This is a genomic window from Rhodococcus sp. 14-2470-1a, assembly GCF_002259425.1.
Classification (GTDB): domain Bacteria; phylum Actinomycetota; class Actinomycetes; order Mycobacteriales; family Mycobacteriaceae; genus Rhodococcoides; species Rhodococcoides fascians_E.
The window spans coordinates 1-20,530 of the sequence record NZ_NPFZ01000007.1; the positions used below are offsets into that span (position 1 = coordinate 1).

At 64.9% G+C, this 20,530-nt stretch carries 19 protein-coding genes; 5 read left to right on the forward strand and 14 right to left on the reverse strand.

Annotation, left to right across the window (positions count from 1 at the left end):
- Nucleotides 1–1,704: phosphopantetheine-binding protein (locus CH292_RS04020; RefSeq protein WP_143545719.1), on the forward strand; the 1,704-nt coding region annotated here is incomplete at its 5' end.
- A gap of 320 nt (nt 1,705–2,024) precedes the next feature.
- Here CH292_RS04020 and CH292_RS04025 read toward each other — a convergent pair.
- Genes CH292_RS04025 through CH292_RS04055 form a run of 7 tightly spaced genes read right to left on the reverse strand, consistent with a single transcriptional unit; the run spans nt 2,025 to nt 8,768 of the window.
- Nucleotides 2,025–2,915 carry a siderophore-interacting protein gene (locus CH292_RS04025; RefSeq protein ID WP_094627263.1) on the reverse strand — a complete coding sequence of 297 codons (891 nt, stop codon included), beginning with the start codon at nt 2,913–2,915 and terminating at the stop codon, nt 2,025–2,027.
- Nucleotides 2,916–2,945: 30 nt separating this feature from the next.
- Complete coding sequence (locus tag CH292_RS04030; RefSeq protein WP_094654034.1) at nt 2,946–3,893, reverse strand: methionyl-tRNA formyltransferase; 948 nt, start codon at nt 3,891–3,893, stop codon at nt 2,946–2,948.
- A 60-nt stretch (nt 3,894–3,953) separates the two neighbouring features.
- Complete coding sequence (locus tag CH292_RS04035) at nt 3,954–5,252, reverse strand: lysine N(6)-hydroxylase/L-ornithine N(5)-oxygenase family protein (RefSeq protein WP_020113369.1); 1,299 nt, start codon at nt 5,250–5,252, stop codon at nt 3,954–3,956.
- Between the two features lie 39 nt (nt 5,253–5,291).
- A complete protein-coding gene (locus CH292_RS04040) occupies nt 5,292–6,137 on the reverse strand; it encodes an ABC transporter ATP-binding protein (RefSeq protein WP_033190005.1) in 846 nt (281 codons plus the stop codon).
- A complete protein-coding gene (locus tag CH292_RS04045; RefSeq protein WP_033190006.1) occupies nt 6,137–7,189 on the reverse strand; it encodes an iron chelate uptake ABC transporter family permease subunit in 1,053 nt (350 codons plus the stop codon). Before CH292_RS04045 ends, CH292_RS04040 begins: the two co-directional genes overlap by 1 nt.
- On the reverse strand, nt 7,186–8,277 hold the full coding sequence (locus tag CH292_RS04050) for an iron ABC transporter permease (RefSeq protein WP_033190007.1): 1,092 nt from the start codon (nt 8,275–8,277) through the stop codon (nt 7,186–7,188). Before CH292_RS04050 ends, CH292_RS04045 begins: the two co-directional genes overlap by 4 nt.
- Nucleotides 8,278–8,336: 59 nt before the next feature.
- The gene (locus CH292_RS04055) at nt 8,337–8,768 is read right to left on the reverse strand and encodes an HIT family protein (protein WP_019663642.1); all 432 of its coding nucleotides are present in this window, start codon (nt 8,766–8,768) and stop codon (nt 8,337–8,339) included.
- Nucleotides 8,769–8,825: 57 nt separating this feature from the next.
- Between CH292_RS04055 and CH292_RS04060 the strand changes: the two genes are divergently transcribed.
- Nucleotides 8,826–9,626, forward strand: coding sequence for an HAD-IIA family hydrolase (locus CH292_RS04060; protein WP_019663643.1), 801 nt, complete (start codon nt 8,826–8,828; stop codon nt 9,624–9,626).
- On the opposite strand, the gene purB is transcribed toward CH292_RS04060, so the two are convergent.
- Nucleotides 9,612–11,030 carry an adenylosuccinate lyase gene (purB, locus tag CH292_RS04065; RefSeq protein WP_019663644.1) on the reverse strand — a complete coding sequence of 473 codons (1,419 nt, stop codon included), beginning with the start codon at nt 11,028–11,030 and terminating at the stop codon, nt 9,612–9,614. The genes CH292_RS04060 and purB overlap by 15 nt on opposite strands.
- An 11-nt stretch (nt 11,031–11,041) precedes the next feature.
- A complete protein-coding gene (locus tag CH292_RS04070) occupies nt 11,042–11,692 on the reverse strand; it encodes a TetR/AcrR family transcriptional regulator (RefSeq protein ID WP_094627260.1) in 651 nt (216 codons plus the stop codon).
- Nucleotides 11,693–11,746: 54 nt separating this feature from the next.
- Between CH292_RS04070 and CH292_RS04075 the strand changes: the two genes are divergently transcribed.
- Complete coding sequence (locus CH292_RS04075; protein ID WP_094654035.1) at nt 11,747–12,739, forward strand: low specificity L-threonine aldolase; 993 nt, start codon at nt 11,747–11,749, stop codon at nt 12,737–12,739.
- Here the strand turns inward: CH292_RS04075 and CH292_RS04080 are convergent.
- Nucleotides 12,736–13,890 carry a pyridoxal phosphate-dependent aminotransferase gene (locus tag CH292_RS04080; RefSeq protein ID WP_094654036.1) on the reverse strand — a complete coding sequence of 385 codons (1,155 nt, stop codon included), beginning with the start codon at nt 13,888–13,890 and terminating at the stop codon, nt 12,736–12,738. The genes CH292_RS04075 and CH292_RS04080 overlap by 4 nt on opposite strands.
- 62 nt (nt 13,891–13,952) lie before the next feature.
- Between CH292_RS04080 and thiM the strand changes: the two genes are divergently transcribed.
- Nucleotides 13,953–14,774, forward strand: a complete 822-nt coding sequence (thiM, locus tag CH292_RS04085; RefSeq protein WP_094654037.1) for a hydroxyethylthiazole kinase — start codon at nt 13,953–13,955, stop codon at nt 14,772–14,774.
- A gap of 118 nt (nt 14,775–14,892) precedes the next feature.
- Here the strand turns inward: thiM and purD are convergent, their stop codons facing one another.
- From purD to CH292_RS04100, 3 genes are read right to left on the reverse strand one after another with little or no spacing between them, the layout of a single operon-like run.
- The gene (gene purD, locus CH292_RS04090) at nt 14,893–16,143 is read right to left on the reverse strand and encodes a phosphoribosylamine--glycine ligase (protein WP_037163761.1); all 1,251 of its coding nucleotides are present in this window, start codon (nt 16,141–16,143) and stop codon (nt 14,893–14,895) included.
- Nucleotides 16,144–16,188: 45 nt separating this feature from the next.
- On the reverse strand, nt 16,189–18,162 hold the full coding sequence (locus CH292_RS04095; RefSeq protein WP_094654038.1) for a glycosyltransferase family 39 protein: 1,974 nt from the start codon (nt 18,160–18,162) through the stop codon (nt 16,189–16,191).
- A gap of 2 nt (nt 18,163–18,164) precedes the next feature.
- On the reverse strand, nt 18,165–19,400 hold the full coding sequence (locus tag CH292_RS04100; RefSeq protein WP_094654039.1) for a bifunctional glycosyltransferase family 2/GtrA family protein: 1,236 nt from the start codon (nt 19,398–19,400) through the stop codon (nt 18,165–18,167).
- Between the two features lie 122 nt (nt 19,401–19,522).
- Between CH292_RS04100 and CH292_RS04105 the strand changes: the two genes are divergently transcribed.
- Nucleotides 19,523–19,948, forward strand: a complete 426-nt coding sequence (locus tag CH292_RS04105) for an HIT family protein (RefSeq protein WP_094654040.1) — start codon at nt 19,523–19,525, stop codon at nt 19,946–19,948.
- On the opposite strand, the gene CH292_RS04110 is transcribed toward CH292_RS04105, so the two are convergent.
- Entirely contained in the window at nt 19,941–20,456 is a 516-nt protein-coding gene (locus CH292_RS04110) for a helix-turn-helix domain-containing protein (protein WP_019663653.1), read from the reverse strand. The two genes, CH292_RS04105 and CH292_RS04110, sit on opposite strands and share 8 nt — an antisense overlap.
- Nucleotides 20,457–20,530: the final 74 nt, after the last annotated feature.

The window sequence follows — 20,530 nt, forward strand, 5'->3', positions numbered from 1 at the left end:
TACCGCACCGGCGATCTCGTCCGCTGGAACACCGACGGGCAACTCGACTACCTCGGACGCACCGACGATCAGGTCAAGATCCGCGGCTACCGCATCGAACTCGACGAGATCCGCACCGTCCTCGAACACCACCCCGCCGTCTCCACCGCCATCGTCATCGCCGCCGAACACCCCGGCGGCGCCGGACACTACCTCGCCGCCTATCACACCGGCGACCCCATCGACCCCGAGGAACTGCGGGCATTTCTGACCGACCGGCTACCGGACTACATGATCCCCACCGTCTTCATCCCCATCACCACCATCCCCGTCACCCCCAACGGCAAACTCGACCACCGAGCACTCCCCACACCCGACCTCACCACCGCCCTCACCGGCGGAACAGCACCCACCACCGCAACAGAAATCACCCTCACCACCATCTTCACCGACGTACTCGGACTACCCAGCGATGCACCCTTGTCCATCGACGACGACTTCTTCCGCCTCGGCGGCGACTCCATCTCGTCGATTCTCGTCGTCTCGAGAGCTCGCCGTGAAGGTTTGCACTTCACCGTGCGAGACGTCTTCGAAAAGCGCACGATCGCGGGTCTGGCCGGGGTCCTGGACATTCCGGAGATCGCGGCAGACCCGATTCCTCTCAGTGCCTCTTCCACGCTCGAACGGCTCCGCGAGGCCGGTGCCGAGCCGAACGATTGGGTCTACACCGAGCTGATCGCGATCGACCGGTCAGCTCTGTCGGGACTGCAGTCCGCGTTCGTCTCGCTTGTGAACAGGACCGATGCATTGCGGATGAGGGTTTCGCCGTTGAACCGTCGGCTGTGGACATCCGAGATCGCGCCCGCCGGAACGGTCGATCTTTCGAAGCAGGTCGTCGAACTCGATCCGGAGACCAGTGACTCCGCCGCAGCCTCTCGCGTCGCATCGTTGATCAGCATCACGGAGGGTCTACCGGCGGCAATCGCAACGTGGAGCACACCCACCCAGAGCTGGTTACTGGTTGCTGCGCATGCCGCGGCTGCCGACCGAGGCTCGGTTCACGAGATCGCCCGTATTCTTACCGGACACGTCGAGGGTTCGGCGACTGTGTCACTCGAGACCGCGCTGGAAGCGGTCGATACCGCGGGACAGAACCTCGACGGCGAACTCGCGCAGCGTTGGGTCAATGCGACCGGTGTCAGCCGGCTCGGCGATTCGACCATGTGGTCCGACGGCAATCATGCACACATCCGGGCTGACCTGGCGGTCGAGGCATCGGACTTGCCGGAGCTCATCGCCGAGTCTCTTCGCCAGGTTGCACAGAGAGACTCGACAGAGGTGACGGTCGATCTCGAAACGACTATGGCATCACCGCGACCTGCGATCGGGCCGTTCACCGCAACGTGGCCGTACATCAGCGGGTTGTCCGAAGCCGAACGACGACAGTATTCGTTGCTTCGCTACCACAACCGTGCCGGGCGGCGGAGCTTGCGGAAGTCGAGCAATTCCATTGTGCTCGTGACGAACACCGTCGGAAAGCTCGCCGATCCAGGCTCGAGGGAGGGCGTGGAGACCGCGTACCGCTGCGTGATCCGCTTTTCCGTCACCGATGGTTCGGTGGAGCTCGACGTCATCGGGCTGTCGCAGAGCGCGGTGGCAACACTGGGAATCGAGCTGTCCGCACGGTTCGACGCGGCGACCGACGTCAAGCGCAGCCGAGTGTGAAGACGGCGTGGAAGTCAACCAAGTACATTCCAGCCTTCTTCGAGATCCCGGATACACCACCGACACAGCGGATCACGATTCGCAAGAACGCGTGCTCACCACCCTGTCGGCGCTTCCCACTGTGAAGGCAGTCCAAGCCGCTCCCGGACGCGCTGCACGGATTCGTGCGGCTGTGTGGGAGGTCGCACGGCGGGAAGTACGCGCCCGGATCATGCCCTCCGGCTCTCGCGAGCACGAGTGTGCGATCGAATCGTGGTCCTGGAGGGCGGCACCGTGGCCGAAGAGGGCACGCACATCTCTGGCGCACCCACCGAGGACAGTTACAGCCCGGCCTCCTCGAGCATCTCCTCCCAGCGGTTGTCGGCATCTGCTTCTTCGACTCCGGCGTCGATCAGCTGCTGGTACTCACTGTGGAGCTGATCTTCGACGGCTTCGTACTTCTGGAGCCACTCCTCGGCCCTGACGCGCCAGTACCCGATGGTCTCGAACTGCGCGTTGCCGAAGCCTCGTTCTTTGCGCAGGTACTTGCGCACATCCCGGCTCGCAGCCGCTTCGCCCGCAAACCACACATAGCCCGGTCCCTCTGGAAGGCGTTCGGCACGTACGGCGTCGGCCAGCTGCGACGGCGAATGTCCGTTGCCGCCGATCAGCCACTCGATGCTCAGGTCCGCACTCGTCTCGATCGGGATCTTGTCGCCTTCGTCGAGGACTTCCACGACTGCCCGGACAGGAAAGCCGGCCGGCAACTCTTCGACGGCTCGGGACAGAGCAGGCAATCCTGTCAGGTCGGCGACGAGGAGTTGCCATGCAGTGTCACTGGGCGGGTCGTACCAGCCGCGCGGTCCCCATAATCCAATGACGTCACCGGGTGTCGCCGCAAGGGCCCATGCCGCCGCGATTCCGCCCTCGTGAGCGACGAAGTCGATCGTCATTTCCTTGGCGGTCGCGTCCCACACCCGAACCGTGTAGTTGCGATGCTCAGCCTCGTCGATGTCGTGATAGGCCCAGTCGCCGTCCTTCTCGGTCATGGCCGGCGGCTTGTCTTCGCCCTCGGCCGGAAAATAGAGCGAGACGCACTCGTCAGCGGTGCCATTCGATGTGTAGTCGGCCAATCCGTCGCCGCCGAATACGACGCGCACGAGCGAGGGAGAAATACGCTTCGCGCTCACCACCTCGGCGTAGGAGAAGCGCTGCAATCCTTTGATCGCCACGTGAAACCTTTCCGATATAGATTGTCCGATTCAGCGTGAATCGGCTGTGAGGTACCCGCCGCCGCTCGGAAAGTATTCGAGCGCAGAGTATTCCGTGCCGTCGCTGCTTCGGACACGGTCGATGACGAGGGCGTGATTACGGCCACGGTGGGCGTTGGGGCCGGCGACGATGGCCATTCCGTCGCCTTCGCGGATGAACACCCTGCCTGGCGTCCCGCCGTAGATGCCTTCCGATACGTGAGCCTGTACGACCGAAATACGCTCACCGCGGTAGTAGGTGAACGCGTTCGGGTACGGATCCGACATCGCTCGCACCAGCCGGTCGATGTCCGACGCCTCCCACGACCAGTCGATCAGACTGTCGGTTTCGTGCCGCTTGTGAAAGAAGGTGCGTTGCGCGAGGTCTTGGGGACGCCACTGTGCGGTGCCGGACTCGATGCGCTCGAGTGCTTCGAGCAGCACGCCGGGAATCAGATCGATGGTGGCCCGTACCAACTCCGTTGCAGTGTCTCGGGGTCCGATCGGGATTGCAGCCTGGGTGAGGACGTCACCGGTGTCGAGTTCGCCGTCCATTCGGTGCGCGGTCAGTCCTACTTCCTCGGCACCGCTGATCAGCGCCCACGCAATCGGGGAGAAACCAGTGAACCTCGGAAGCAGCGAGTCGTGGAGATTGAGCGTTCCATGCGGTGGGTGGGCAAAAATTTCCGGCGGCAACCAAGTACGCCAATTGTTGGCGACGATGATGTCCGGCTTCCAGGCCTGGATCTGCTCCTGCATCGTTGCATCCGGACGGCGAGCAAGATGGACGGGAACGTCGTGTTCGCGAGCCAGGTCCTCGACGGAATCGGCCCAGATGCTTTCGTACACTTGGTCGCTGGTCGGATGCGTGACAACACCTACCACGTCGTGCACGGAGTCGATCAGGGACTGCAGGGTCTTGTGCCCCCAGGTCTGGTAACCGAACATCACCACTCGCATGGCCAACCTTTCTTCGAAACGACATCGAACAAGGAGCGTCGAACAACTGGAGCAGTCTCCCTATCGATTCCCGCTCACGAGGGCGAAGCGTCTCAACTCGAAAGAATCCACGAGCTCCCCGGATCGCACGGCGATGTTGGACAACAGGGATGATGTGAGTCCGTGAGAGTGCTCGGTACCACCCTGCAGGTAGATTCCGCCGGTGATGTGGGACGACGTCCGTAGCCGGTAGTCTCGCTCCACTTCCGGCGTGCCGTCGGTTGCGAATACACAGTCGTCGGCAAGTGTGCCGAGGATCCCGTGGAGGTCGAGCGGACGAAAGCCCGTCGCATACACCACAGCGTCGCAGGTGAGCGTTTCTTCGCGCCCCGTCGGACGGTGCAACACAGTAACTTCCACGCCACCGTCGGTCTCTCGCGGGACACTCACCTCGGACGCACCGCGGACGAACAATCGACGTCTGCCCGTCACTCGCTCGGTGTATTCGCGGTTGTACAGTTCCTCGATCAAAGGCAGATCCACCGCTGAGTAATTGGTGCTTCGGTGGTAGGCGATCAACTGCTCGCGGAGCTGGGGGGTGGAGACGTAGAAATCGTCCACGGCCTCTGGATCGAAAACCCGGTTTGCGTAGGGACTGTCGTCGGCGGGGCTGTAGCCGTACTTTCCGAACACACCGTGAACCTCAGCGTCCGAGTAGCGCTCATGGAGGTAAGCGACGACCTCGGCGGCGCTCTGACCGGCACCGACGACGACGAATCTTCCATGGGGCGTCGACGGCAACGAATCCAGATGATCGAGGACACGATGGTTGTGGAATACACGTGCACCCGAGGTGACTCCGTCTGGCAGAGTCGCCGTCAGTCCGCCTGCCAGCACCACGTTGCGAGCACGCAGTAGGCCATCACCTTCCGCGCCACTGACGCGTACCTCGAACAGCTCACCGTTCCACGACACCTCGGTGGCCGTGCTCCCGTACAACACGTCCGCGTCGACTTTGTCGGCCGACCACCGCAGGTAGTCGTGAAATTCGATGCGCGAGGGAAAGAACGTCTGCAAGTTGATGAAGTGGTTCAATCGATCTCGCTGCCGGAGGTAGGCAAGGAATGTGTACTCGCTGCGAGTGTTCCGCTGCGTCGCGAGATCCTTGAGAAAAGAAATCTGCATCGTGGCATCTGGAAGGAGCATTCCCGGGTGCCACGTGAACTCCGGTTGACGCTCGACGAAAGCAGACGTGATCTGTTCGCTCTCGGACACCGCTTCGTTGCGTTCGGCCAGCGCGATGGCCAGCCCCAGGTTCGATGGGCCGTATCCGACGCCGAGAATGTCCACCACGTCGCGAGCGCTGTTCACCTTGGGCACGTGCCGTCCTTAGTCAGTCGAGGGATCAACCAGCTAAGCCTAACCTATCTTCATGTCCAAATGTCTAGGCCGACCAACTCGCGCCAGCGGAATGACCAACGGAGTGTGCGACTCGGGATCTTCGATGATGCGGCACGGCAACCCGAAGACGGACTCGACGAGTTCCGCCGTGATGACCTCCGCCGGACGCCCGCTGGTCACCACCTCACCGTTCTTCATCGCGATGATGTGATCGGCGTAGCGGCAGGCGTGATTGAGGTCGTGGAGCACCGCGACCATGGTGTTTCCCTGCTCGCGGTTGAGCTGGGAGCACAGTTCCAGCAGATCTATCTGATGCGCGATGTCGAGGAACGTCGTCGGCTCGTCCAACAGCATCAACGGGGTCTGCTGCGCCAACACCATCGCAACCCACACTCGCTGACGCTGTCCGCCGGACAACTCGTCGACGAGCCGGCCGGACAGTTCGGTCACCCCGGTCGCGTTCATCGCGAACACCACGGCGGCCTCGTCGTCCCTCGACCACTGCTTGATCAGCTTCTGATGCGGGTATCGTCCTCGCGCAACCAGATCCGCGACGGAGATGCCGTCGGGTGCGATCGATGTCTGGGGCAACAGCCCGAGCCGACGTGCGACTTCCTTCGCCGGATAGGAGCTGATGGCCTTGCCGTCGAGCAGGACGGTGCCTGCCTCGGGCTTCAGCAGCCGCGACAGCGCACGCAGAAGCGTCGACTTTCCACACGCGTTGGGTCCGACGATGACGGTGAACTTGCCGTCGGGAATCTCGACGGAGAGGTTCTCGCTGATGACGCGTTTGTCGTACCCGATGGTCACGTTGTCGGCGTACAGCCGGGCCTTGGCCCGCACCCGAGTCCCCGTATTCGACATCACTGTTTTCTACCTTCCCGAGCCAACAACCAGACGAAGTACGCGCCGCCGATGGACACCGTGACGACGCCGACGGGCAACTGCGTCGGCGCGAACAGACGCTGAGCCGCGAAGTCGCTGAGCACCAACAGAAACGCGCCCATGACCGCCGACGGCAGCAACGCGACCCCTGCCGTTCTGGTCAGCCGTCGAACCAGCTGAGGGGCGGCGAGCGCGATGAACGAGATGGGACCTGCGGCCGCGGTCACCAGCGCCGTCAGCGCAACGCCGAGCACCATGAGGATCAACCGTGTCGGCTCGGCGCTGATACCGAGGGCCTTGGCTGCGTCGTCGCCCATCTCGAGCATCGGCAATCTCTTGCCGACGACCGCGATGGCAGGCGTCAGAACCACCAGAACCAGCACGACGGGTCCGACCTGCGCCCACCCCAGCCCGTTGAGACTGCCCGCACCCCACACGGCCGCGGCCATGGCGTCGGCGAGATCGGCCTTGATGATCAGCCACGTGTTGACCGACGCGAGCACGGCGCTGATGGCGATTCCCACGATAATCAGCCGAAACCCCTGCACACCCTTCTTGAACGCCAGCAGATACACCACTGCAGCCGTGCAGATTCCGCCGATCAGCGCTCCCGCTCCGGTCTGGTAGTAGCCACCGCCGAGCGTCAGGATGACGATCAACGCACCGGTGTACGCACCCGTGTCGAACCCGATGATGTCCGGGCTTCCCAGAGGATTTCGTGTCAAGGACTGAAAGATCGCCCCCGACACCCCCAGGGCGCCACCGAGCAACAGTGCGAGCGCGACACGAGGGAACCGCCACTCCATCACCACCAGTTCGGTGAACCGCGGCGCATCGGAGAACAGCGCCTGCAGAACCTCGCCCGGCGGAATGTAGTAATCACCCGACCCGAGTGCAACGACCGACACCACCAGCGACAGTGCGACCAGAACGGCACACACCACCACGGTCCTGACGTCGATGCGTCCACTGACCTCGTCGTCGGCGAGACGCAGAATACGAACTCGCCGACCGAAATCCACCGTGCTCACAGCCCACTCACCTTCTTGCGTCGAACCAGAAGGATGAGGACCGGAGCGCCGACGAAGGCGGTGACGATGCCGACCTGCAGTTCACCCGGCCGGATGACGAGACGACCGACGACGTCGGACAACAGCAGCAGGCAGGGCGCGGCCGCGACGGTGTAGAGCAGGATCCAGCGTTGGTCGGGCCCGACGAACCAGCGGACCATGTGCGGGATCATCAGTCCGACGAAGCCGATGGGGCCTGCGGCTGCGGTGGCGGCGCCGGCGAGCAACGTGACGGCGACGATGCCGATGGTGCGGGTGTGGGTGACTTTCGCACCGAGGGATTGAGCCAGGTCGTCGCCCAGGGCGATTGCGTTCAGCGGCCGTGCGATGACGAGGGCGAGGATCAGTCCGACGAGTACGAAAGGTCCGATGGCGAACGAGATGTCGAGGCCTCGACCGGACAGCGAACCTGCGCCCCAGAATCTCATCTTGTCGAACGCCTCCGGGTCGAGCAGGAGCATGCCGGAGGTGATACCGCCGAGAACCGCGGCCAGCGCAATTCCGGCCAGAGTCAATCTAATCGGCGTCGCGCCTGCTCGTCCCATGGACCCGAGCGCGTAGACCGCGACCGTGGCCAGAATCGCACCGAGGAACGCGAACCAGATGTAGGACCAGATACCGGTGAAGCCGAGCGCACCGACCGCGAGGGCCACGAAGAACGCAGCTCCGGCGTTGACACCGAGAATCCCCGGGTCCGCCAAGGGATTACGGGTCATGGCCTGGATCAGCGCTCCACTGACGCCGAGTGCGATTCCCACGATGAGACCGAGAACCGTTCGCGGGACTCGGAGTTCGCGAATGATGACGGCGTTGTTCGAGTCGTCGTACGCGAACAGTCCGTTCCACACCTCGTTCAGTGGAATGTACTTGGTACCGACGGCGATGCTGAGCAGGCAGATCGCTGCAAGGAGCGCGATGACGACGACAAGACCCGCGGTGCGTCTGGCGTTGGTCTTGGCAAGCCCTCCGGGAGTGCTCGGCGTCTCGAGCCGGCCTGCGACAGGCGCTTCCGGGTCTCCGGAGTCACCCGCCTTCACTACCGTCGTCATCGTGGTGCTCCCGGAATACCTGTCCTACTCGAATTAGGTACACCTTACACAGGCACGGCTTACCTACCCGCGGCACCCAATGCGCGAGAGATGTCGCCTGCCTGCGCGTCGAGTTCGGAGCGTTGCGGCGACGTCGGACGCGCCCGAAGACCGAAACCGTCCCCTACGGTCCGCGGGATGACGTGCAGGTGGACGTGGAAGATCTCCTGACCCGCCACTTCTCCGTCGGCGAGGAAGAAGTTGACGCCCGCGATACGCGGATTCGTCGCCCGCAGCGCGGCCGCGACTTTCTGCCCGACGACGAACAGGTGTGCCCCCACGTCGGGCTCGAGTTCGGCGAGGGACCTCGCTTGTTGCCTGGGAACGACCAGGACGTGGCCTCTGGTGACCGGTCGGATATCCATGAACGCCACCGCGACATCGTCGGAGTACACGAGGCTGGATTCGGCGTTCCCGGCAATGATTTCGGCGAAGATCGTGTACGGATTCATACTTCGCCAGTCTAGGCAGAGACTGCGACCTCCTTGCGCCCCGACTAGAGTTCGGCCATGGGATTGTTGGGCGGGGTTCTCTTCGACATAGACGGCGTGCTGGTCACGTCGTGGCAGCCCGTTCCAGGTGCTGCCGAGGCACTGGACTATCTGGACAGCAAGGACATCGCACGCGCTTTCCTCACCAACACCACGTCGAAGACCAGATCCCAGATCGCCGACGCGTTGACCGAAGCAGGCCTGCCGGTCCACGCCGACGAGATCGTGACCGCGTCGTCCTTGACGGCCGATTACCTGCGTCAGACCTACCCTGGGGCGCGCACGGTCCTGATCAACAACGGGGACATCGCCGGGGACATGCCGGGCATCGAATTCGTCGACGAGGGCGACGGCGATCCGGACGTCGTGGTCGTCGGCGGCGCGGGTCCCGAATTCACCCACGAACGCCTCAGTCGCGTCTACGACTGGCTCTGCCGAGGAATTCCCGTCGTTGCGATGCACCGAAGCCTGATGTGGACGACGGGTGCCGGTCTACGCATCGACACCGGGATGTACCTGGCGGGGATGGAGAAGGCGTCGGGGCACACGGCGAAAGCCATCGGCAAGCCCGCACCGCTCGGATTCCAGACTGCTGCCGAGCGCATGGGCGTCGACCCGGTGGATGTCGTGATGGTCGGCGACGACCTGGACAACGACGTGCTGGCGGCTCAGGTCGTGGGTATGACGGGTGTGCTCGTCCGCACCGGGAAGTTCCAGCAGGACGTGCTCGACCGCCGATCCAAGCAGGAATTCGGCCTGCAACCGAACCACGTCATCGGCTCGGTCGCAGACCTTCCCGGTGTCCTAGAGAATCGGTGACGGCGAGTACTTCGCTGCCGACGGGAACTGGCTGACGAGCGTCTCCACATCGGAGACGACGGCCGCCACCTGTGCTTCCGCAGATCCGATGAATGCGGACTTGTCCGCGAGGGCGGCGTCGAGCGCATCCCGATCCAGCGGAATCCGATCGTCGGCCGCCAGGCGATCGAGCAGGTCGGGCTCCTGGCCCTGCTCCCGCATCGCGAGCGCGACGGCCACCGCGTGTTCCTTGATGGCCTCGTGCGCCGTCTCACGGCCGACGCCGGCACGCACGGAGGCCATGAGCACCTTCGTCGTGGCCAGGAACGGCAAGTAGCGCTGCAGTTCCTTGGCGATGACGGCCGGGTACGCGCCGAACTCGTCGAGCACGGTCAGGAACGTCTCGATCATGCCGTCGATGGCGAAGAACGCGTCGGGAAGTGCCACTCGGCGGACGACAGAGCAGAAGACGTCGCCTTCGTTCCACTGTGCACCGGCGAGTTCGGCGGCCATCGATCCGTACCCGCGGAGCACGACCTGCAGACCGTTGACGCGCTCGCAGGAGCGGGTGTTCATCTTGTGCGGCATCGCCGACGACCCCACCTGGCCCGGCTGGAAGCCCTCGGTGACCAGCTCGTGGCCCGCCATCAACCGAACGGTGTGTGCGAACGACGAAGGTCCCGCACCGAGCTGGACGAGTGCAGAGACGACCTCGTGATCGAGGGAACGCGGATACACCTGACCGACGCTCGTCAGGACGTGCCGGAAACCGAGGTGATCGGCGACGATCCGCTCGAGCGCGGTCAGCTTGGCCGAGTCGCCGCCGAACAGATCGAGCATGTCCTGCGCGGTGCCCATCGGGCCCTTGATTCCGCGAAGCGGGTAGCGCGCGATCAGTTCCTGCAGGCGGACCAGAGCGATCAGCGTCTCGTCCGCGGCGGATGCGAAACGCTTGCCGAGCGTTGTCGCCTGGGCTGCGACGTTGTGGCTTCTTCCCGCCATCACGATCGACGAGTACTCGGCCGCCTTCTCCGCGAGCCTCGCTGCGACGGCGACACCGTGTGCGTGGATGTGCTGGAGGGACCGCAGAATCTGCAGCTGCTCGACGTTCTCGGTCAGGTCGCGGCTGGTCAGACCCTTGTGGATGTGCTCGTGGCCGGCCAGAGCATTGAACTCCTCGATGCGTGCCTTCACGTCGTGGCGCGTCACGCGCTCGCGCTCGGCGATGGACTGCAGGTCCACCTGATCCAGCACGCGTTCGTAATCTGCGACGGCGGAGGACGGAACGTCGACTCCCAGGCTGGACTGAGCCTTGAGGACCGCGATCCAGAGCTGGCGCTCGAGCACGATCTTGTGTTCCGGAGACCAGAGGTCCACCAGTTCGGGGCTGGCGTAACGGGTGGCGAGGACATTCGGAATGGTCACGACTGCCCAGTCTAGCTAGCCCCGGCAGGAGCGAGAACGTCGAGGACTGCGAGAAGCATCGACGACGCCATGGCCCGCGGTTCCGGGTCGACTTCGCCGAGAGCTCCGACCACCGCCCCGTCGACTACAGCGACGAGGCGGCGGAGTTGCTGCTCCTGCACGATTCGACCGGATCTGCGCAGGACGTCGGTCAGTAGGTCGTCGGTCTGCGCGCGCAGCCGCAGCTGAACTTCGCGGAGCTGCGGATGACGGGCGGAGGCGATGAAACGCTCGTATCGCGCGATCAGGCGTTCGGGACCGTCGTCGACCGCGCCCTGGGGCCCGATGAGGAGGTCGACGATCAGGGCGACCGTCGAATCGGTGTCGTGCGCCAGGTCTCCCAACGAATCGATCCGGCCGCGCATCACTTCGAGTTCCCGTGTCCCCAGAAGCTCCACGGCACAGGCGATCAGATCACCCAGCGACTCGAAATAATAGGTCGTCGACGCCAGTGGCAGTCCTGCTTTCGCGGCAACGGAACGGTGACGCACCGCGTCGAATCCGCCTTCCACCAGCAGATCTGCCGCTGCGCACGCCAGTGCGTGCCGTCGACGCTCCCCTTTCGGGGTCGCACCCGACGCCTTGCTCGGCGAATCGGTGTGGCCTGCTGACATTCGAATCATGGTGCCAGCCCGCGTCGGTTCTTCTGGGGTAAACGGTGTGGAATCCTGAAGATCATGCACTTTTCGACCATCGACCTCCGTTCGGACACCGTGACGCGGCCTTCGCCGGAGATGCGGCAGGCGATGTACGACGCCGAGGTGGGCGACGATGTTCTCGACCACGACCCCACCATGGCCCGGCTGGAGGAGCGTGTTGCGGACGTTCTCGGGTACGAGAGTGCGCTGTGGGTGCCCAGCGGATCGATGGGAAATCTGATCGCGCTGATGATGCACCTGAGGCGAGGTGACGCATTCCTCGCGCCGGAACACGCGCACGTCCTCGACTCCGAGTTGGGCACGGCCGCGTGGCTCGCCCAAGGCATCCCTCGAATCCTGCCGCACGACGCGGGACCGGGACGCCCGACGCCCGAGACCGTCGCCGCAGCGGTGTCCGACGGCCCGTACTTCACGTTGACCACGACGCTGCTGTGCCTCGAGAACACCCACAATTTCGCCGGCGGGGCCGTGTTCGACGCCGAGGAATGGACTGCCCTGCTGGCCGCGGCCCGCGAGAGGGGCCTGTCGGTGCACCTCGACGGCGCACGCGTGTGGAATGCGGCCGTGGCGCTCGGAGTCCCGGTCTCGGATCTGACGCGCGGCGCCGACACCGTCCAGGTGTGCTTGTCCAAGGGATTGGGTGCACCGGTGGGTTCGATGCTCGTTTCCGACGCCGCCCGCATCACCGAGGCCAGGCGCATCCGCAAGATGCTCGGCGGAGGAGTTCGCCAGGGCGGAGTACTCGCCGCGGCGAGCCTGGTGGCATTGGACACCGTCGACTCCCTCGCCGACGACCACGCCCATGCCCGTCTCCTCGCCGACGGTCTCCGCGAACGCGGCTGGACCGTCGACGAACCCCAGACCAACATCGTTCTCGCCGACGGACCACTGACCGTCGCGGAGCTCGCCGATCTCGGGATAGCCGCGGTCGGCGTCGTCGGACGAACACGATTCGTCACCCACCGAGACGTCTCACGATCCGACATCGAGGATGCCCTGAGCCGGCTCTAGAGCACAGGCGCGAGGCGAGTCAGCGCCTCTTCGACGTGCTCGGTGGTTCCGGCGAACGAGAACCTGACGGTGTGGTGGCCGTGCACGGTGTCGAAATCCACGCCGGGGGCGAGAGCCACACCGGTCTCGGCGAGGATGCGCTCGCACCACGCCCGTGAGTCCTGCGTCAGGTGACCGATGTCCGCGTAGGCGTAGAACGCTCCATCGGCGGGCGCCAGGTCGGTGACACCGGCCGCGGTCAATCCGTCGAGCAGGATCCGCCGGTTGACGGCGTAGCGCCGGACGTGACCGTCGAGCTCGGCGCGCGACTCCTCGGTGAACGCCGCGACGGCCGCTACCTGCGAGATCGCAGGCGGGCACACGGTCATGTTCGACGCCAGGCGCTCCACCGCGCGGTGCAGGTGCGACGGCAGCAGCATCCACCCGAGCCGCCACCCCGTCATCGAGAAGTACTTGGACACCGATCCGATGACGACCGACGAGGTGCGCGAGGTCTCCCACGCGCTCGACGTCGTCACGTCCCCGTAGGAAATACCGTGGTAGATCTCGTCGGAGATCAGCAGGGTTCCGTTGGCCTCGCACCACCGGGCGATCGCGGCCAACTCGTCGGCGTCGACGACCGTTCCCGTCGGGTTGGCGGGACCGGCGATGATCAGGCCCTTCGGCGGCTCGGGGAGTTCTTCGAGCATCGCGACGGTCGGCTGGAATCGCGATTCGGCGCCACAGTCCAGCTCGACCACGCGGCAGCCGAGGGCAGCGAGAGTGTTCCGGTACGCGGGATACCCCGGACGGGCCATGACCACCGTGTCACCGACATCGAACGCAGCGAGGAACAGCAACGTGAACGCGCCGGACGATCCAGTCGTCACCACGACCTCGTCGGGGTGCACGTCGATGTTCGACTCCGCCGAGTGATACGCCGCGATCGCTTCCCGAAGCGGCAGAATGCCGAGAGTTTCCGTGTACCCGAGCAGATGACCGTCCAGGGCCTCCCGAGCAGCCCTCAGCACCGGTGCCGGCGCAGGCGTCGACGGTTGCCCCGCAGCAAGCGACAGCACGTCCCCATGCGTTCGAGCTCTCACAGCAGCAGCCTTGAACACATCCATGACGTGAAAGGGCTGAATCTCGGACCTGGAAGACGGAGTACGCACGCGATCGAGGTTATCGCTACGTTCGTGGGGTACGCCTGCCCAACCATCCGAGGTCGATTCGCATGACACACCCCACCGCACACACCGTCGCCGATGCCCTCGACGCACTGCGCGAGACGACCCCGTTGGTTCAGTCACTCACCAACGTCGTCTCGGCGAACTTCGTCACCAACGTCCTCCTGGCGGCGGGTGCGAGCAACGCACACATCGACAACGTGCACGAAGCTGCCGCATTCGCCGCGATCGCAGGTGGGGTACTGATCAATCTCGGCACCCCCGACGACGGCACTGCCGAGGCCTTCGTTCTCGCCGCCGACGGCGCGGTGGCAGCCGGAACACCCTGGGTACTCGACCCCGTCGGCGTCGGCGGTCTTCCGTGGCGCACGTCCCTGGCTGCCGACCTGCTCACCCGGCGCCCGACGGCTGTCCGCGGCAACGCTTCCGAGATCGTCGCACTCGCAGGCCTGGGCAGCTCGACACGCGGAGTCGACAGCTCGGTCGATTCGAAAGACGCCGTACCGGCCGCGATCGCATTACTCGACCACGCTGACGCGGTGTCCGCCTCCGGACCGATCGACTACCTCGTCGGGCGCGGCAGCAGCGGTCCAGTGGGCCTCACGGTCGCCGGTGGCAGTCCCCTTCTGACCAAGGTCACGACAACGGGATGCTCGCTGGGCGCACTCGTCGCTGCCTACCTGGGCGTCACCCCGGATGCGCTGACCGGACTCACCGCCGCACACACGCACGTGGCGGTGGCAGCGGAGGTGGCGGAACACACGTCGTCGGGGCCCGGATCTTTCTCGGTGGCCTACCTCGACGCCCTTGCCTCGGTCACCCCGGACGACATCCGTGCGCGGGCACGGATCGAGCCGCTCGAGTTGTAACCGGTTCATCCACAGGCGTTCTCGTCAGCGCAGCAGGGGTGCCTGACGCTCCATTCCTTCGACGGATACGCGGTTTTCTGCGCATTCGACTCGATAGTGGAGCATCAGGATCGGGTCCTCAGAGTGAGATGCGCCCTTCGAGCGCGGCGAGGCCGATGTCGGTGCGGTAGTGACTGCCCGGCAATTTGATTGCGTCGATTTTGGCGTAGGCGTCCGCTCTGGCCTCCGCCAGGTCCGCGCCCGAACCGACGACGCTGAGCACGCGGCCGCCGGCGGAGACGACTGCGCCGTCCTTGTGCGCGGTGCCTGCGTGGAGAACACCGTCGGCATCCGCACCCGTGATGACGTCGCCCGTACGCGGACGGCCGGGGTAGTTCTCGGCTGCGACCACCACGGTCACGGCCGAGCCGTTCTTCCACTGCAGCGGCTCGAGCGAGTCGAGCGTGCCGGTGGCCGTTGCGTTCAGGGCCTCGCCCAGCGGGGAGTCCAACAAGGCGAGCACCGCTTGGGTCTCGGGATCGCCGAAGCGGCAGTTGAATTCGACGACTGCCGGTCCTTGCGATCCGATCGCCAGTCCCGCGTACAGCAGACCGGAGAACGGTGAGCCACGCCGCACCATCTCGGCGGCAACGGGCTCGACCACCTCGGTGACGATCTGCTGAACGACGGACTCGGGCAGCCACGGAAGCGGGGTGTAGGCGCCCATGCCACCGGTGTTGGGACCGGTGTCCCCGTCGCCGACGCGCTTGTGATCCTGCGCCGGAAGAAGCGGAACCACTGTCTCGCCGTCGACGAGGCAGAACAGCGACACCTCGGGTCCGTCGAGGAACGATTCCAGCAACACCGGATGCCCGGTCTCGAGCAACTCGGCAGCGTGATCGCGGGCCGCGAGGCGATCGGTGGTGACCACGACGCCCTTGCCCGCCGCGAGCCCGTCGTCCTTGACGACCCAGTTGGGGCCGAAACGATCGAGAGCTTCGTCGAGCTTCGCCGGCGAGTCGACGATTTCACTGTGCGCCGTCCGCACACCCGCTGCCGCCATGACGTCCTTGGCGAACGCCTTGGAACCTTCGATTCGAGCAGCGTCGGCCGACGGTCCGAACGTGGCGATACCGGCCTCACGCAGAGCATCGGCAACACCCAGCACGAGCGGGACCTCGGGACCGATGACCACGAGATCTGCCTCGACCTTGCGAGCCAGCTCGGTCACCGCTGCACCCGACGCCACGTCGACGGGATGCTGCTCGGCGATAGACGCCGTGCCTGCATTGCCGGGAGCGACCAGCAGTTTGCTGACCTTAGGGTCCTTGCTCAGCGCAAGGAGAAGGGCGTGCTCACGAGCACCTGAACCGATTACGAGTACGCGCACAGTGCATCAGACTATCGGCTCGACTCCCATCGGAGAAAAAGATGGTCAGCTCAGGTCGTACAACGTCACACCGTCGACGGTAGTGGCCGTGTAATTCGCCGCGACCCACTCGGAGATCTCGGCGGACGTGCCGGAACTGGACTCACCCATCCCTCCACCTGCGATGAAGTAGTGGATCTCACTGTTGGCCACGTACTCCTTGAACTGCTCGAGCGTCGGCGACGGGTCGGTGCCGTTGAATCCGCCGATCGCCATGACGGGGTCCTCGGTCGCCAGCTGATAACCCGACGCACTGTTGGATCCGATGGCTGCCGCGACCCAGGTGTAGGAGTCTGCGTCGTGTTCGAGCAACGAGGTGATCGCCTCGGTCGGGGTGCTGCCGCTGAGGAGTCCACCGGCCCCGCCCATGCCACCGCCGGGAAGCCCTGCAGGCATCTGACCGTCCTGCATCGGGAAGCCCTGCATCCGAGATTGACCGTCGCGGATCCGGCCGTCGCCCATTCCGCGGCCACCGCCCATACCGCCTGGACCGCCCATTCCTGTCGACGGCCCGGCCGAGACGATGGATCCGGTGTGCGGGGTCGCGATGGTGTCGAGTGCGTACGCGGTCGGGCCCGCAAGGCCCGCGAACATCACTGCGAGAATGGCTGCGACAGAAAGTTTTCCACGTGTCATCGCCGGGATGAGCAGTGTGACCGCGCCGAGGACGCCGACGACGAGGATCGCCCACCGAAGCCACGGCACGAAGTCCGCACTGCGGCCGAGCAGAACCCAGGCTGTCGCCACGGCGGCGAGGGTCGACACTGCCATTGCGATGCGCACCCAGTACCGCTCGCGGTTGCGCCACGCCAGCACGCTGCCCGCGCCGATCAGTGCTGCCACAGCAGGTGCCAGTGCCACCGTGTAATAGGAGTGGAAGATGCCCGCCATGAAGCTGAACGTCAGACCGGTGACCAGCAACCACAGGCCCCATACCGTCAAGGCCGCGCGCTGAGGATCGGTGCGGCGAACACGTCCGCGGATCACGAGGCCGACGACCAACAGGATCAGCGCCGACGGGATGAGCCATGCGATCTGACCGCCCTGCGAGGAGTCGAACATGCGCGTGATGCCGGTTTCACCCCACATGCCACCTCCTGCACCGCCGCCCGGGCCACCGGCAGCGCCGCCACCCGGGGTCACGCTTCCGGTTTCCTCACCGTTGAGGCGGCCGAGACCGTTGTATCCGAGGGTCAGTTCGAGGATGGAGTTGTCCTGCGAGCCCCCGATCCAGGGCCGTGACGACGCCGGCCACAGTTCGACGACGAGTAGCCACCAGCCGGCCGACACGATCGCCGCGCCCAATGCGGCAAAGAGCTGCATCAGCCTGGTGACCAACTTCGGCCGGCCGAAAGCGAGGTACATCAACGCGATCGGCGGAATGACGAGCATCACCTGGAGCTGCTTGGTCAAGAACCCGAACCCGACGAACACTCCGGTGAGCACGAGCCACCGAGTACGCCCGTTCTCGACGGCCCGCATCGATGCCCACACCGCGGCGATCATCAGCAGCACCAGCAGAGCGTCGGGATTGTTGAAGCGGAACATCAGTGCCGCAACGGGAGTGACTGCGAGGGTCAGTCCGGCGAGGAGACCGGCGGCGGAACCGAACTGACGACGAATGGTCGCCCACAGAAGCGCGACCGAACCGACACCCAGCAGTGCTTGCGGAATCAGCATCGCCCAGGAGCTGAGTCCGAAGACTCGAACCGACAACGACATCAACCACAACGACATGGGTGGTTTGTCGACGGTGATGGAATTTGCCGCGTCCGACGAGCCGAAGAAGAACGCTTTCCAGGACACCGAACCGGCCTGCACTGCCGCGGAGTAGAACGAGTTCGCCCAACCGGACGCGCCGAGGCCCCAGATGTAGGCCACGGCCGTACCCACCAACAGCACTGCAAGACCGATCCATTCCCATCGAGAGTGCGTCTGCTGGGTCGGTTCCTCCACGGGTCGTTGCATCAGCGTCGTCATTTCTACGCGTCCTCCTTGGTACGGAACACCCAACGAAGGGCAACGAACCGGCACACCGTTGCAACGAGATTCGCAACGACGAGCACCGAGAGTTCGACGTGCCGCGACACGTCGGGTGCCGCGGCGTGCAGTGCGGCGAGTGAACCACTGGTGACCAGCAGTGCGAAGCCGAACACCAACAGCCCCTGCAGTTGGTGCCGGCCGGCATTCTCGGCCCCACGTATTCCGAACGTGAAGGCCCGGTTCGCCGCCGTGTTGAGGACGGCGGTGATCAACAATCCGAGGAAGTTGGCGGCCTGTGCACCGATGAGCGGGTGCAGAATCAGATACAGCAGCGCGTAGGCGACCGTGCTTGCGACGCCGATGATTCCGAATCGGACCAATTGCCCGACCATTCCGTGCGGTACTCCGGCCACGAGCGGCTCCCGTCCGAGACTCTTGCGCAACTCCGCGACCGGCAATGCGCCCGACGCCAATGCTCGGCCCACTCGCCAGCATCCTTCGAGGTCCTTCACGGCGGTGTCGACGATGTTCACGCTGCTGTTGGGGTCGTCGACCCAATCGACCGGCACCTCGTGAATCCGCAGACCCACTTTCTCGGCGATGACGAGCAGTTCGGTGTCGAAGAACCAGCCGTTGTCCTCCACGAGCGGCAACAGTGTCCGCGCGACATCGGTGCGCATCGCCTTGAAGCCGCACTGCGCGTCGGAGAACCGCGCACGCAGCGAGGTACGCAGGATGATGTTGTAACTGCGAGAGATGAATTCACGCTTCGCTCCGCGCACCACCCGCGACGATCGGCTCAAGCGTGAACCGATCGCGAGATCGGAGTGCCCGGACAGCAGCGGAGCGATCAGAGGCATCAACGCGTTCAGATCCGTGGACAAATCGACGTCCATGTAGGCAACGACGTCGGCATCGGACTCCAGCCACACCGCTTTCAGCGCTCGGCCACGTCCCTTTTCGTCGAGGTGGCGGACGTGCACGCCGTCGATCTCGGCCGCCAATCGCCGGGCGACGTCGAGTGTGGCGTCGGTGCTGGCGTTGTCTGCGATGGTGATCCGGGCGCGGAAGGGAATGGTGCCCTCGAGGTGCGTGTGCAGTCTACGAATGCACTGCTCGAGATCCGCCTCCTCGTTGTAGACCGGAATGACCACCTCGAGGACGGCCGTCGCAGCGTCACCCGGGGACGAGCTGGGCTCACGGCCACCTGCTCGGAGTAGCGAGTTCGATGTCATGAACCACAGATTCGTCTGCCTGCCTGCGACCAGCCTGGATCCAAGCTGGCAGTTTCCTGTGCCGCCGGAGTGGAGCCTGCGGAATGACCCATGGGTCCCGCACGCCGCATAGGGTTGGGCGCATGGCATCGGTATTCAGCAAGATCATCAGTGGAGAGATTCCGGGACGATTCGTCTGGGAGGACGACGACGTCGTCGCGTTCCTGACCATCGCTCCCGTCACTCAGGGGCACACCCTGATCGTGCCGCGCGAGGAAATCGACCAGTGGCAGGACGTCGACGGCGCGGTGTTCGGCAAATTGACGTCGGTTGCACAGAAGATCGGTCGAGCGGTGGTCCAGGGCTTCGACGCGCCGCGGGCAGGGTTCCTGATCGCCGGACTGGAAGTGCCGCATCTGCACCTGCACGTGTTCCCGGCGTTCGAGATGGGGAACTTCGACATCTCCGGCGCGGACCCGAGTCCGTCGGCCGAGTCCCAGGACGAGGCAGCGCGGAAGATCAAGTCTGCACTGACCGACCTGGGTTACGGGGCGAACGTCCCTACCTGATCGGGTCGAGCAACCGTCGCGTCGAACGCAAGGCCGCGGACACTGCGTTCGGCCGCACGGTGCCACCGATTCCGGGCCCGGGACGCATCAGCACATCGCGGGGGCCAGGCGCGAGCGCGCAACGGGTGCACAGACCGGGGCCGGTCAGCAGGGTGCCGCAGTCTGCGTGCAGGAATTCCCGACGCGCACCGCCCGGCGACGGAACCTGGGTACCGCCCCAGTCGTTCAGCGCGAAGACCACGTGCCACAACCCCTCGAGCGCTGTCGTCGGAACGTATTCGTCGCGGCCGCCGTGAGGTACACGCTCGAGCAATCCAGCGTCGACGAGGCCTGCGAGCCGCTGCGTGAGGACGGCCTTCGACATCTCCAGATGGGTCTGGAAGTCCGAGAACCGTCGTACACCGAACAGCGAGTCACGCACGATGAGAAGCGTCCAGCGCTCGCCGACGAGTTCGAGCGCACGTGCCATCGAGCAATCCTGATGTACGTAGTCGACGCCGAGGGCCATGCACGGAAGCCTACCCGAATGGTCTGTTGACCGAACCCAATCGCGCGGTTACAGTTCGGTCACCGAACCAAGGG